At 58.1% G+C, this 14,684-nt stretch carries 12 protein-coding genes; all 12 read right to left on the bottom strand.

Annotated features, from left to right (window positions below):
* Positions 1–4 precede the first annotated feature (4 nt).
* Positions 5–1,216, bottom strand: coding sequence for a sensor histidine kinase (locus B0D71_RS10530; RefSeq protein WP_103394726.1), 1,212 nt, complete (start codon positions 1,214–1,216; stop codon positions 5–7).
* A gap of 109 nt (positions 1,217–1,325) precedes the next feature.
* The gene (locus B0D71_RS10525; RefSeq protein WP_103394725.1) at positions 1,326–2,801 is read right to left on the bottom strand and encodes a sigma-54 dependent transcriptional regulator; all 1,476 of its coding nucleotides are present in this window, start codon (positions 2,799–2,801) and stop codon (positions 1,326–1,328) included.
* Positions 2,802–2,974: 173 nt separating this feature from the next.
* Complete coding sequence (fliT, locus tag B0D71_RS10520) at positions 2,975–3,271, bottom strand: flagellar protein FliT (protein ID WP_103394724.1); 297 nt, start codon at positions 3,269–3,271, stop codon at positions 2,975–2,977.
* A 17-nt stretch (positions 3,272–3,288) separates the two neighbouring features.
* On the bottom strand, positions 3,289–3,684 hold the full coding sequence (fliS, locus tag B0D71_RS10515; protein WP_103394723.1) for a flagellar export chaperone FliS: 396 nt from the start codon (positions 3,682–3,684) through the stop codon (positions 3,289–3,291).
* A gap of 156 nt (positions 3,685–3,840) precedes the next feature.
* Positions 3,841–5,226 carry a flagellar filament capping protein FliD gene (fliD, locus tag B0D71_RS10510; protein WP_103394722.1) on the bottom strand — a complete coding sequence of 462 codons (1,386 nt, stop codon included), beginning with the start codon at positions 5,224–5,226 and terminating at the stop codon, positions 3,841–3,843.
* An 81-nt stretch (positions 5,227–5,307) separates the two neighbouring features.
* The gene (locus B0D71_RS10505) at positions 5,308–5,655 is read right to left on the bottom strand and encodes a flagellar protein FlaG (protein ID WP_103394721.1); all 348 of its coding nucleotides are present in this window, start codon (positions 5,653–5,655) and stop codon (positions 5,308–5,310) included.
* A 74-nt stretch (positions 5,656–5,729) separates the two neighbouring features.
* Complete coding sequence (locus tag B0D71_RS10500) at positions 5,730–7,169, bottom strand: flagellin N-terminal helical domain-containing protein (protein ID WP_103394720.1); 1,440 nt, start codon at positions 7,167–7,169, stop codon at positions 5,730–5,732.
* 250 nt (positions 7,170–7,419) lie between these two features.
* The gene (locus B0D71_RS10495) at positions 7,420–8,349 is read right to left on the bottom strand and encodes a ketoacyl-ACP synthase III (protein ID WP_103394719.1); all 930 of its coding nucleotides are present in this window, start codon (positions 8,347–8,349) and stop codon (positions 7,420–7,422) included.
* A gap of 307 nt (positions 8,350–8,656) precedes the next feature.
* Positions 8,657–10,240 (bottom strand): flagellar hook-associated protein 3, encoded by a 1,584-nt coding sequence (locus tag B0D71_RS10490; protein ID WP_103394718.1) that lies wholly within the window; start codon positions 10,238–10,240, stop codon positions 8,657–8,659.
* Between the two features lie 13 nt (positions 10,241–10,253).
* Entirely contained in the window at positions 10,254–12,266 is a 2,013-nt protein-coding gene (gene flgK, locus B0D71_RS10485; protein ID WP_103394717.1) for a flagellar hook-associated protein FlgK, read from the bottom strand.
* A 23-nt stretch (positions 12,267–12,289) separates the two neighbouring features.
* A complete protein-coding gene (gene flgJ / locus B0D71_RS10480) occupies positions 12,290–13,579 on the bottom strand; it encodes a flagellar assembly peptidoglycan hydrolase FlgJ (RefSeq protein ID WP_103394716.1) in 1,290 nt (429 codons plus the stop codon).
* An 11-nt stretch (positions 13,580–13,590) separates the two neighbouring features.
* Positions 13,591–14,679 carry a flagellar basal body P-ring protein FlgI gene (locus B0D71_RS10475; RefSeq protein ID WP_103394715.1) on the bottom strand — a complete coding sequence of 363 codons (1,089 nt, stop codon included), beginning with the start codon at positions 14,677–14,679 and terminating at the stop codon, positions 13,591–13,593.
* Positions 14,680–14,684: the final 5 nt, after the last annotated feature.

The raw sequence follows: 14,684 nt of genomic DNA, 5'->3' as shown, positions 1-14,684 counted from the left end.
TATGTCACTCCGCTCCCTGAGCGTTGCTGAACAGCGGCAGGATCACCTGCGCGCAAGTGCCGCGACCGGGTCGCGAACGCAGCTGCAATTCTCCCTGATGAGCACGCGCCACCGCCTTGACCACAGTCAAACCAAGACCTGTGCCAGTGGTCTTGGTCGTAAAAAAGGGCTCGCCCAAACGCGCCAGAACTGCAGCATCGATACCCGAGCCGCTGTCACTGACGCACAGGCGCAGGTTGCTGCCGCGGGTGTAGAGATGAATCTTGAGGCGCAATTGACCGGCATTGGCCTGAACGGCGTTTTCGATCAGGTTGAGGATCGCGCCGACCAGGGTGTCGCGATTGCACAGCAACTCTCCCGAGTGACTGTCGCACTGCCAGCGGATCGGCAGATCCTGCACGTGGGTCAGCGCGGCCGCCTGCAGCGATTGCATCAGTTGGCCAGGGGTTACGCGATCGGTCAGCGGCAACTCACCACGAGCAAACACCAGCATGTCGCGCACTTGGTGCTCGAGCTCGTGCAGGCGCTCCTTGAGGCGCCCGGCAAAGCGCTGCTGGGTAGCGATCGGTAGCTCTTGTTCGGTCAGATGACTGGCGTACAGCAACGCGGCGGACAACGGCGTGCGTATCTGATGAGCCAACGAAGCGACCATGCGCCCCAACGACGACAGTCGCTCATGACGAGCCAGTTGATCCTGCAGATGGCGGGTTTCAGTCAGGTCATTGAGCAATACCAACTGGCCAGGCTCGGCGTCCAGCGAGCGCGTGGCGATCGACAGACGCCGGCCATCCTTGAGGGAGACCTCATGACCATCGTCTTCGCGCGGCGCAAAACAGCGGGCAATGACGTGGCGCCACAATTCACCTTCCAGTGGCAGCCCCAACAATTCGCACGCCGCCGGATTGGCTTCGCACACAATGCCCTGGGCGTCGATGACGATGACACCGCCGGGTAACAGATCAAGGAGGTTTTGCAGGCGGTTCGCCAGGCGTTCTTTTTCCGCCAGCTCCTGCATGCGCTGGGCGCTGACCACTGCCAGTTCACCCTTGAGCTCGGTTACCCGCGCTTCAAGCATGCTGTAGGAATCGGTCAACTGACTGGACATCTGATTGAACAGCGAGAATGCCTGCTCAAGGCCCAGCCGACTCGCCTGCTCTACGGACGACGATTGTCCGCTGGCATCAGGGACAGGAGACATCTGGGCGGCTTGGGGCATTGTGCTCTCTCGCTTGGCTGACCGTCAGTGAAACGGAACGTTGCGAGGGATATAGCAATACCCGTGCCTAAAAAAACTTCTTATAAATGAATGGATTGAAAAACAGGCGTCAATCATCCGCCTGCTCATCCCCATCACGACGACTCATGCCGTACTTGCGCATCTTTTCCACCAGCGTGGTCCGACGAATACGAAGCCGCTCGGCCGCGCGCGCCACAATGCCATTGGCATCATCCAGCGCCTGCTGGATCAACCCTTGCTCCAGACCACCGAGGTAGTCCTTCAGGTCCAGGCCCTCCGGAGGCAACATGGCGTTGGCCGTGAAGTCCTGCGTATGACCGTTGATGGCCACGCGCTCTTCCAGATCGCTGCGCAGGCTGTCGACCAATTGCTCGTCTTCATCGTCGACGTAGCGGAATTTCTTCGGCAACTCGACCACGCCAATCACGCCGTATGGATGCATGATCGCCATGCGCTCCACCAGGTTGGCCAGTTCGCGGACGTTGCCCGGCCAGCCATGCCGGCACAGCGACATGATCGCCGCCGAGTTGAAACGGATCGAACCGCGCTTCTCGTGCTCCATGCGCGAGATCAGCTCATTCATCAGCAGCGGAATGTCCTCGACGCGCTCACGTAGCGGCGCCATCTCGATCGGGAACACATTCAGGCGGTAGTAGAGGTCTTCGCGGAAGGTGCCGACCTCGATCATGCTTTCGAGATTCTTGTGGGTCGCCGCAATGATGCGCACGTCGACGCTCTGGGTCTTGTTGCTGCCCACGCGCTCGAAGGTGCGCTCCTGCAAAACGCGCAGCAACTTGACCTGCATCGGCAGCGGCATGTCGCCGATTTCATCGAGGAACAGGGTGCCGCCATTGGCCAGTTCGAATCGACCGGCACGGCTGGTGATTGCCCCGGTGAAAGCGCCCTTCTCATGACCGAACAGTTCGCTCTCCAGCAACTCGGCCGGGATCGCCCCGCAGTTGACCGGTACGAACGGCGCTTCGCGGCGCTTGGAATGGTAATGCAGGTTGCGCGCAACCACTTCCTTGCCGGTACCGGACTCACCGAGGATCAGCACGCTGGCATCGGTATCGGCGACTTGCTGCATCATCTGACGGACGTGTTGAATCGCCCGGCTGGTGCCGACAAGACTGCGGAAAAGATTGGGTTCGCGATGACGACCGCGCTCGCGGGCCTGGTCGTACATCTCGCGATAGACCTGGGCACGGTGCAGCGAATCGAGCAACTTGCTGTAGCTGGGCGGCATTTCGAGGGTCGAAAGCACCCGACGACGCTGGTCTTCAGGCAGGTCAATGGAAGAATTATCGCCCATTAACAAAACCGGAAGGAACTCATCCCAGGTCGAGAGTGTCTTTAGCAAGCCAAGAAGTGCACCAGGAGCATTGACCGTCCCGATAAGGACACAGATTACTTCACGACTTGACGACAAAGAGCCGACAGCCTGCTGCCAGTCATGGCTACCGCAGGGTAAATTTTCTTCGCCGAGAAAATTTAAAATCACCGCCAAGTCGCGGCGGCGGACGCTATCGTCATCAATCAGCAGAATTTTGGTTTCACGCCACATGCAATAGCAACTTCCCTAGTCAACCCGGTGCCCGAAATGAGTGGGCAAGCTAGACGCTTGCAGACCGTTAATGCCTGTAGACGCCTAAAATGTGGAAACAGCCACTAGTAAAGTCAAAAAACCGTTCACAGTCAAATTTATGGCGCAAGGTATCTGGATTAAGCAGATATTAATTAACCAAACAGATGGTAAACCTTTGCGGCGCTCTTCGCTTGGTTGATCTGCGACATCTCATCAACAATTGCCTGACGCTCGCCCATCGTCACCGTCAATAAATCTTTGTACACCGCCAGCAGACTCTCCAGATGGGTGCGCACCTCACCCTCATCGATCGGTGCTTCAGCGAGCACCTCGTCGACGCATTCACGACACGCCACATCGAGTTCGCCAATCATGTCCCAGTTGCGCGCCGCCAGGGCATCGACCAGGGCTTCACGGGTCTCTTCAATTCGCCGCAGTGCTTGACTCATGACGTCATCCTCGGCCGTCAGGCCTGTGGGCTTCCAATCGCATCCCAACCGCTTTTCAGGGTTTCGAGCAAACCCGATACTTCGTCGATGATGGCTACATCGTTATTGGTGTTGGCTTCCATCAAACGGTTGGTCATGTAGGCGTACAAGCTGTCGAGTTGCTGGACAGATGCGGGATCCTCGGCTTTTTCCGGGCTCAGACCGTCACGCAGGCCGATGATGATGTCTGTGGCCTTGCCCAGCATCAAGCCCTTGAGTGCAACGTCACCCCGCTCCAGCGCACCCTTGGCCTGAGCCATGCGGTCCAGGCCACCTTCCATCAGCATTTGCACCAGGCGATGGGGATTGGCTTCAGAGATCTGGGCATGGGAATTGACCTTCTGGTATTGGCGAAGGGCTCTCATGGGGTTCATGTTTCTACCTCGTGACAGACAACAGCTTGAAATTGGGAAGGCTCTGTTCTTTATGTCGACTGGTCGACAGAAAACTTTAATGCCGGCTCGCCGCCAACGAAAAAACCCAGGCGCTGTCATGACAGCCCGCCTGGGTTTGTTCATGACAGATATTTATCAATCATCTTTCGGATTATTCAACGCGTTCAACGTGGTCATGATGCTGTCGCTCTGCGCGCGCAGCTTGGCGACCAGGGAGTCCATGGCGTTGTATTTGGCCGACAGACTGGCCTGCAGGAGCGTCATTCGCTCGTCCAGGGTGTCCTGTTGTTTCTTGAGATCGGTCAGGCTTTCGGTCAAGGACTTGGAACGCTCAGCCAGTGTACCCGTGGTAGCTTTTGCAAAACCCTCTGTGGCGGTGGTCATGCGCGCCAGCAGACCATTGTCACCATTGAAGATACTGGTGATGTCTGCTCCATTGGTGACGACCGCCTTGTCCCACTTCTTGTCGTCAATGGCCAACAGGCCGGTGGTCGAATCCGTGCTGATGCCGAATTGCGCCAGTGACTTGAAAGTACCGGTGCCGGACATCGTGTTCAATTCATTACGCAACGAGCTCATCAGGGTGCGCATTGAGGAATCACCGGTCAATGCGCCAGCAATCGGATTACCGTCCGTGCCTATCGTGACCTTGGTTTCTGCACTGATTGCCTTGACCAGGGCGTTGTAGGTATCGACAAAACCCTTGACGCCCGATTTCAAAGCCGAATTGCTGGTAGCCACCGAGATAGTGGTGGGTGTCGGCTTGGTGGCGCTGGCAGCGGTCGGTGAAACCGACAACAATTTGATGCTCACGCCACTGACCGCTTCAGCGATGGTGTTGCTCTTGGACTGCATTTCAATGCCGTCGATGCTGTACTTGGCGTTTTTCGGCTCATCGACCACTGTTGCGCCGACATCCAGACCCGAATTACCCGACAGGGTCAGGTCCGAGCCAACCCCCATGGCCGTCGAGGTCAGCACCAACCGGGAACCGGAGGCATCGGTGAGCAGGTTGGCACTCAGCCCGGACGTGGAAAATTGCGTATTGATCGAGTCGCGCACCTGCTGCAGCGTCGCCCCCGCCGGAATACTCAAGTCATAGTTCTTGCCCGACTGCGAAATCGTCAGGGTCGTCGGTGTCGTACCACTGTTCACGACCGCTGAAGCGCCGCCGGCGTAGGTGCTTGTCGCCAGCTTCGAGGCGCTGGCCAGCTGCGTCACTACCAAGGCGAAGCTGCCCGTGGAAGCGCCATTGCCCGCCGTCATGGTGGCGACCTTTTCATCCGAAGACGAAGTGATCAAGCCACGAAAACTGTTATCCGTGCCCATGTTGGCCAAAGCGCCACGGAAGGCGTCCAGCGCCGCCTGGATTTTGCCAATCGACGACAGCGTGGTGGTTGCTTTCAACGTCTGAGTGTTGATCTGCGTCTGCTTCGGCACTTTTTCAGCGTCAACCAGAGACTTCACAATCGCCTGGGTATCGATGTTCGAACCAATACCGCTAACCGTTGAACCCGCCATCGTCTTTCTCCTTATCCAGTGGCTGCCGCTTTCTTGGCGAGATGCGCCTCAATCGCTGACACCAACAAAATTCATGCCAGCTCAGACCTTGTCTTCAAACAACAGGCTGCTGGCTTGGCTCAGGCTTTGCGCCAGTTTCAATGCAGTTTCCGAAGGGATCTGGCGAATCACGTCACCACTGTCGGTGGCGATGACCTTGACCACGACCCGGCCGGTGGAATCGTCAATGGAAAAGTCCAGCTGACGCTGGCTTGCCTGAACGAACTCGCGAATATCGGTGACCGCCTGTTCCAGCTCTTCACGCTTTGGCTCTGTCGCCGCTGGGGCAACGGCTTCAACCTTGGGCCGCTGGACCGTATCAGTCGGTACGGGCGGGGTTTGCGGCGCAACCGCTGGATAAGACTGGTTCAACTTGACGCTCATATCCATGTCCAATCTCCTCATCACGGAAAAGACAAAAGGGCACGTAAACGCGCCCCTCTGTCATCTACCCAACGCTGAAATTACTGAAGCAGCTTCAGTACAGCGGATGGCATCTGGTTAGCTTGCGACAGGATGGCAGTCGAAGCCGATTGCAGCGTTTGCTGCTTGGTCAGCTCTGCAGTTTCAGCAGCGAAGTCCACGTCCTGCACGGTGGAGCGAGCAGCGGTGGAGTTCTTCTGGATGTTCTGCAGGTTGTCGGCAGTGGTGGTCAAACGGTTCTGGGTAGCACCCAGGCCCGAACGAACGCCGTCGATGGTGCCGATAGCCTTGTCGATTACGGCCAGCGCGTTTTGAGCGTTGGTAGCGTCGGTGACATCGGTGTCGGAAATCGAGGTTTTGGTAGACGACACGGTTGCAGCGCCGAACAGTTGAGTAACACCGTCCGCAGCACCGGCACCCAGGGAATAACCCTTGGCGGAATCCAGAGAGACCTGACCGGTTACAACCATGGTGTCGAGGATGGCGGTTGGGGTACCACCGGCATAGGCGCCAGCGCCATCTTTAACATCAACACCGATTGCAGCTTGTGCACCAGCGTCAACGCCCGAGAACTCCAGGTTTTCACCCGAATCGGATTTCACTTCCAGAGTGCCCGCTACTTCGTCGTAGTTGACGCTGATGCCCAGTTTGGCGGAGTTGGACTTCAGCTGGTCAGCCAGGCTGGCAGTATCGGTCACACCAACAAACTTGACGGCACTGCCACCACCTACCGACAGGGAGAAGTTAGCCGGAGTCGTTGCTGCAGCAGCATCGACAGAGAACTTGACTTCGGTGCTGGCGGAGGCAGTCAGACCACCCACAGCGCCGTTCAGCTTGGTGGCGATGTCTTTGGCAGAAGCACCGGCAAGGTAAGAAATATCTGCGGTTTGGCCGTTACCGGTAACAGTGATGTCACCTGCTGCGAGACCCAAGGCCGCTGGAGTGACTGCGGAGCTCTTGATCTGCTGCGAGCCAATTTTGTTGGCCGCTACGTTTTCCAGGCTCAGGTTGATGGTTTCGTTGGCGTTTGCGCCTACCTGAATGGCCTTGGTGCCGTACGAACCGTCCAGCAATTTCTGACCACCGAAAGTAGTGGTTTGCGAGATTCGAGTCAGTTCCGAAGTCAGAGCCTGGTATTCGTCGTTGTTCGACTTACGGTCATCAGCGCTCAGGGAGCCAGTAGCCGAGGACAGTGCCAGGGTACGCATTTTTTGCAGGATGTCGGTCGAAGCCTGCATTGCGCCTTCAGCGGTTTGCGCGATGGAGATACCGTCGTTCACGTTCTTGACCGCTTGGCCCAGGCCGTTGATCTGGCTGGTCAGGCGGTTGGCGATTTGCAGGCCGGCAGCGTCGTCTTTGGCGCTGTTGATACGCAGGCCGGAAGACAGGCGCTGCATGGAGGTGGCCAGGGAGTTGCCGGCTTTGTTCAGGTTGCCCTGAGTAGTAAGGGAGGCAATGTTGGTGTTTACGGTTAAAGCCATGACGAAATCCTCGTTGGATGGATACTGCGGCTTCCGGCCCTGGCAACCGCCGGGTGTGGCCTAGAGAACCTACGTAATAGTTATCGTCGTGAGATGGCTTTGCTTGAGGGTTTTTTTGCAAATTTTTAGTGGCAGCGTGCCAGCCCTTTATATTCAAGGCTTTAGAGCCAGAAAATCTGGCGCCAGGAAAACGCAAAACGCCCGGAGGTTTAAAACTCCGGGCGTTTTTTTGTGGCTTCGATTCAGTCAATCAACCGCGATAGAGAATCGCCGACCCCCACGAGAGGCCCACGCCAAAGCCGCTGATGGCCACGCGGGTCCATTTGGAATCGAACACATGGTTTTGCAACAGCAACGGAATGCTCGATGACACCGTGTTGCCGGTTTCGAGCATGTCCTTGACGAACTTCTCCGGTTCGCCCTCTTCGAAGCGACGCGCCACGGCATCGACGATGGCCGCGCTGCCCTGGTGAATACAGAAGGCGTCGATATCGCGAGCTTGCAGATTGGACTCATCCAGCAGCTCATGCAGGTGCGCCGGAACTTTCAACAAGGCAAAGTTGAACACCTGGCGGCCATTCATGAAGAACACGCCGTCGCTGACCTTCAGGTGCGGCGCGCCGGAACCGTCGGTGCCGAATTTTGACTTGCCCAGTTGCCAGACCGCGTCTTCGCCCATCCAGGTTGCGGTGGCGGCATCGCCGAACAGCATGGTGGTGTTACGGTCTTCCGGATCGACGATCTTCGAGTACGGATCGGCGGTGATCAGCAGGCCGTTTTTCAACCCTGCGGCTTCCATGAAGCCTTTGATCGCATACAGGCCGTACACGTAGCCGGAACAGCCCAGGGAAATATCGAAAGCAGCGACATGAGTCGGCAGGCCCAGCTTGTCCTGAACGATCGCCGCGGTGTGCGGCAACCCTTCTTCATCACCGTTCTGGGTGACGACGATCAGGCAGTCGATGGACTCACGCTTGAGTTTGGGACTGGCGGCGAACAACGCATTGGCGGCTTCGACGCACAGATCGGAAGTTTCCTGATCGGCAGCCATGCGCGGCAAAAACGCCGAGCCGATCTTGCCAAGAATAAAGGTTTCGTCCTTGTCGAACTTTGCACCCTGGGCGTAATTATCAATCCCGGCTGCCGGCACGTAACTCGCTATATTTTTTATGCCAATCATTATGGCTTCCCAATAATAAACAGCTGAACATCGCCGCTCGCTGAATCGAGGGCGTCTACAGTCAGGGCCTGGCCCCAGAAGAGCAACGTCGGGAATCAAGAAGCACCTTGAACTACCCGCCACCTTCACCGCCCGCAGACAGGATACAGTGAAGATGCGCGTTTTGACTGGCGGGTCACTCAGAGTTCAGTGCTTTATTTGATTTTGTGGTCCAGATCGCCGCCCCGCCCCGCCGCGCATCATTAAAAAAAGCAAAAAAAAGCCAGCCCCCGGTGACAGGGGCTGGCCGCGAGCGGTCAGGACCGACTCAAAGCTTGTTGAACAGGCTCAGCTGGGAAACCTTGGCGAACGCCAGTTGCGCGGCCTGCAGCATGGTTTGCTGCAAGGTCAGGCGAGTCAGCACTTCAGCGGGATCGGCCTCCCTGATTGAAGACTGCGAAGAGGCATTGATCAGGCCAGTGCTTTGAATCGAATCACGCTGCATGTCCATCACATTACCCCGGGCACCGATTGCACCACGGGCCAGGTCAACCTGGTTTTTGGCGTTGCCCAAGTTGGCAATAGAGGACGCGAGAACGTTGCCCAGATTGCGCTGTGCCTCCGGATTGCCTGAAGTAGGAGTCTGCAGCGCCTGACGTAACTGACTGACGGTGTCGAGCACATTCTGGGTCTGGTGGGCATTGACCGAGATATCGAACTGATCACCTGCCGCCGGTACCGGCGGTGTGCCACCTAGGGTAAAACTGACACCGGCCGCTGTCGCCACGCCAGCCACTACGGCCCCGGTGGTCACCGGTGTACTGCCGCTGGTCATTGGGCGGGCATACATCTCGAAGGTCCCGGGAGCGGTGAACTTCAGGATCGCCCCGCCCTCAGGGAAAAAGCTCTTGTAATCGGCAGCGTTGGTCACTGACGTTTGACTAATCACCGCCGCCGAGCTGTTGCCCGGAGCACGATTACTGACAAAACTGTCTGGCTTGGCCGCCAACTGGAAACTGTGGCCGGCGATGACCGCATCAGCACCGGCGGGCGTGTCACTTGCCTGGTAGGTGATATCCAGCGCAAAGGTCACACCGCGAAAACTGATGTCGGAACCATCCTTGTTGTTCGGATCGAATGTACCGCCACCGCTCGCCTCGGCGGTCACGTCATTTCCCAAGGCATCCTTGATCACAAACTCGGTACTGCTGGTGAACGAGAGCGTGTAAGGCTGTCCAGTGCGGAAACTCGCATCGAACGCCGGGCCGGAACTCACCAGCCCCTGGGATACGGATACGCGCCCATCATCCACAGCGGGTGCGGTCATGGTGGTCGAACTGCGTGCAGCATTGATCGCCTGCTGGAAAACATCCCAACCGGTATCGTTGAGCCCCAGGGACATTGAATCGCCGATCTTCAGTTCCAGTTGGGTCTGGTCGCCCTGATAGCTGTAGGTACCATCACTGTTGCGCAAAAACGGCTGAGTACTGTTGCTGGCGCCGGAAAAAATGTAGTTGCCGTTGGCGTCCTTGCTGTTCATCAGATTCAGCAACTGCTCTTCAGCCTGGGCGACTTCTGCCCCGATGGAATTGCGATCATCATCGTTAAGCGATGCAGCACCGGCCCGTACCGCCAACTCACTGACTTTCTGCAGCACGGTGTTGATGCTGTCCAGCACGCTTTCTTCCTGCGCCTGGGCGGTATTCAACGCGTTGATATTGGTGGTGTACTGACCGAGCATGGCTTTTTGCTGCTCAAGTTGCAGCAAGCGTGCCGCACCGACCGGATCATCCGCCGCCGTTTCGAGCTTGATGCCACTGCTGGCCTGCTCGGCTGCCTTCATCACATTATTGAGGTTGCGCTGATAGTTGGCAGCCGTCGTCGCGTAATACTGTGCAGTAGAAATGCGCATGCTCTACGGCTCCTTAAAGGGCATTGATCAGGGTGCTGAAAATTTCCTGCGCAGTCTTGATGATCTGCGAAGAGGCCGTGTAGTACTGCTGGAACTTGGTCAGGTTGCCAGCCTCTTCATCGAGATCGACACCGGACAGCGAGTCGCGGGCGCTTCGAGCGCCAGTCAAGATGGTATCGGTAGCCGTTGCATCCAGTTGCCCCTGCTTGGTCAGCGAACCGACCGTCGATACCAGGCCACCATACGCATCGGTGAAGCTCACACCCGGACTGGTCGCAGTTGCACCGACGGTCGCCTTGGTTTGCAGACCGAGCAAGGCCTGGGCGTTGCGGTTGTCGGTGCTGTCGGCCGCCGTCATGGAAATGTTGAAGCTGTCCCCCGAAGCAGGGCTGCCGCTGACGGTCATTCCCATATTGAAGGTTTTGGCGTTGCCACCGGCATCGGTGTAGGGCACTGCGATACTCAGGTCGTTGTTCTGACCTGGCACGATGCTGCCGGTACCGATGCTATTGCCCTTGGAGTCGAACACTTCATAAGCGCTGGCACTGGTCATCAGCATGCGCACCGGCATCGATGCCTTGACCGCCGTCTGCATTTCCAGGCGCTGGACCGGATCGTAGATATCCAGCGTAGTGGTCAGGTTCGGCTGGCTGACAGCACCGGTGCCACCATTGCCCGAGGCTTTGGTCGACGTCAGTGGAGCAGCGGTCGCCAGGGTTTTGGTGTCGGTCATGACCGTAGTCATGTCGGCGGCACCGCTACGGGTCGGAGTGATCTTGAAGGTATCGCCGGCGGCTACCGAGCCGCTGTTCACGCTCAGACTGAAGCCATCGATCACCGGGTCAGCGGCAGGCGGCGTGGCGAAGGCAAAGTTGCCCATGTCGGTGTTATCCGACAGTCGACGCACGTTGTAGCCCGAAGCCGTGACCGTCACCTGATAATCACTGGCTTGCAGCTTGCTGGTGTCTTTGATGGTGACATTCAGGTTGCCGGACGCCGGATTGTTATTGGCATTGGCAATGCTGCGCTGGCTGATGGCCGCCGCGCTGTTGATGTTGTTGAACATTGCCGCGCCGAAGTTACCGCTCTGATCCAGGCCCTGCCCCAGCTGCTTGTTGACCTGATCAGCCACAACCATGGCGATACGCCCCAGATTGTTGACCGCCGGCGTCAGCACCTCAGTGCGATAGCGCAACAATCCACCCATCTGACCGCCGCTCATCACACCGGTGATATCGATCGACGAATTGCCTCGATCCATGATGATCGAGGAGCGGGTCGGGTCGGTCGGGTCTGCCGCCACGCGCAATTTATTGACCGTGTCGCCGATAACCAACGGCTGCCCGCTACCCAGGTAGATATCCAGTCGGCCGTCGGTTTCGGTGACCTGTGTGCCGACCAGTTCGTTGAGCTGACGGACTGTTTCGTTACGCTGATCCAGCAATTCATTGGGCGTTCCCCCCGAACCACTGACTTCACCAATTTTTTTGTTGTAGGCCGCAACGGTCGACGCCAGTTTGTTGACCTGATCGGCCATCGAGCCCAATTGATCATTGATGTACGAACCCTGCTGCTTCAACTGCTGGGACATCGCATTGAAACGGCTGCTCAAACCCTGGGCATTGGTCAACAACGCCTGGCGCGAAGCGTTGTCGGTGGAGTTGCCGGACAATGTTTGCAGTGACGAGAAAAATGACTGCAGTGTCTTGGTAATACCGGTACCGCTGTCGGACAGCAACTTGTCCACTTGCGTCGCCTGCCCAAGATAAGCCTGTGCATCGCCATTGAGCGAAGTGGTGGTCTGCAATTGTGCATCAAGGTAGCTGTTATAGACCCGACGCACATCAGCCAGAGTAGTGCCAGTGCCGATGAACACATTGCCATTCTGTATAGAGCTTTTAGTGCCCTGGACAGTTTGCTGGCGCGAGTACCCGACGGTATCGACGTTGGAAATGTTATTACCCGTAGTCACCAACGAAGCGTGACTGGCGGACAAACCCGACATCCCGATATTGAGCAAACTCATGGATCAAACCTTATACCTTGTGCCTATAAAGGCGTGGTGGAAACGCCCGCCGCAGCGTAGTTCTGGTAACTCGTCATCTGCTTGGCTATCTGCGAAATCTTGCTTGCGTAGTCCGGGTCAGTTGCGTAACCGGCCTTCTGCAACTCGCGTACAAATCGTTCCGGGTTATCGGCCGACTTCACGACATCTTGATAGCGATTATTGGTCTGCAGCAAAGTCACAAGGTCATGGAAACTGTCCTTGTAGGAATCGTAGGAACGGAACTCGGCCGTCTCCTTGACCATCTGCCCGTTGCGGAACTCACTGGTGATCGCCCGCGCCGAACTACCCTGCCAGCTGTTACCGGCCTTGATGCCGAACAGGTTGTGGCTGCTGCTGCCGTCCTGAGCACGCATGACCGACTTGCCCCAGCCGGTTTCCAGAGCCGCCTGGGCTACCAGGTAACGTGGATCGACACCAATGCGGGCCGCCGCTTCCTTGGCCATCGGCAACATGGTGTTGACGAACTGGTCGGCGGAACTGAACGCTTTCTTCGCAGGCGCCAGAGGAATCTGTGCCATGGCGCGACCGTAAATCTGCATGCCGCCAGTGGAAGCCTGCTGCGCGTTCGCTAGCCAGTCGCCGTTGTACAGCGGCCCCGAGCCGGTGCTCGTCGTGCGCTCCGGCAATGCTGTCTTGTTGAGCGTCGTGGTGACAGCGGTCGTCGCAGAAGGCACCAACCCCGCCAACAGCCGGTCAGCCAGCTTCGGCGGCAATGCCAGGCGGCGCTGATTGATCAGCGCCATGTCATTGCGATGAGTCCCCTCACCCGTTTCCTGCGGCGCATGCACTGATCGCGAAGCCCACAACGGTCGCTGCCCATTGACCCGCGACAGCGGTCCACTTATCGCGACCGTACCTGCCGCCACCGGCGTTTGCACGGCTGCTTTCGCGGCCTCTTGCTTGGCCAGAGACGCTGCGGCGGCTTCACCCGGCGCCATTGGCTTGTTCTTCGACATCTGGCGCATCAACACGTCAGCCAGACCGATACCACCCCCCTCGCGGGACATGGAAACAGCCAGTTGCTGGTCGTACATCTCCTGGTACTGCTTGGCCGCCGGCGTGTTCATCGGATTGTCCTGACCCAATGCTTCGGTGGCCGAACGCATCGACTTGAGCATTTCCCCGAGGAACAGCGACTCGAACTCCTGCGCTACCTTGCGCATGTTGCCGTCGCTGTTCTTGTCGCCGACCTTGAGCTGATTCAGACGATTCAAATCCGAATAGGAGCCCGAATCGCTGCTGCTGACCAGACCGCTCTTGCGCATATCCACGATGGCCGTCCTCAGATCACGATCAGGTCGGCTTGCAGGGCGCCGGCCTGCTTCAGCGCTTCGAGAATAGCCATCAAGTCACCCGGTGCCGCACCGACCTGGTTCACCGCCCGCACGATCTCGTCGAGGGTGGTGCCCGGGCCGAACTTGAACATCGGCTTGGCTTCCTGCTGGGCATTGACCTTCGAACGCGGCACCACCGCCGTGGTGCCATTGGACAGAGGGCCGGGCTGGCTGACGATCGGGTCTTCGGTGATGGTCACGGTCAGGCTGCCGTGGGTCACGGCGGCCGGGGAAACCTTGACGTTCTGGCCAATCACGATGGTGCCGGTACGGGAGTTGATGATGACTTTCGCCACCGCCTGACCCGGATCGATTTCGAGGTTTTCCAGGATCGACAGGTAGTCGACGCGCTGGCTCGGATCGAGCGGCGCGGTGACGCGAACCGAACCGCCGTCGATGGCCTGGGCCACGCCAGGACCGAGCATGTCGTTGATCTTGTCGACGATACGCTTGGCGGTGGTGAAGTCGGAGCGGTTGAGGTTCAGCGTCAGGCTATTGCCCTGGTTGAAACCGCTCGGCACCGCGCGCTCCACCGACGCCCCCCCGGGGATGCGACCGGCTGAAGGAACGTTGACGGTGATCTTCGAGCCGTCGCGACCTTCCGCATCGAAACCACCGACCACCAGGTTGCCCTGGGCCACCGCATAGACGTTACCGTCGATACCCTTGAGTGGCGTCAGCAGCAAGGTGCCGCCGCGCAGACTCTTGGAGTTGCCGATGGACGAAACGGTGATGTCGACCTGCTGACCCGGCTTGGCGAACGCCGGCAGATCGGCACTGATCGACACCGCTGCGACGTTCTTCAACTGCACGTTGCCCGAACCCGGCGGCACCTTGATGCCGAACTGCGAAAGCATGTTGTTGAAGGTCTGCAGGGTGAACGGGGTTTGCGTCGTCTGGTCGCCGGTGCCGTTAAGCCCGACCACCAGGCCGTAACCGATCAATTGGTTGGAACGCACGCCGGAAATGCTGGCGATGTCCTTCAGGCGCTCGGCTTGAGCATTGAAGGCCGCAGACAACAAAACGGCGGCCACCATGAGAC

The organism is Pseudomonas laurylsulfativorans (assembly GCF_002906155.1).
GTDB classification, from domain to species: domain Bacteria; phylum Pseudomonadota; class Gammaproteobacteria; order Pseudomonadales; family Pseudomonadaceae; genus Aquipseudomonas; species Aquipseudomonas laurylsulfativorans.
Note: the sequence above shows the minus strand (reverse complement) of the source record. Positions and strands in the feature narration are given on the sequence as shown.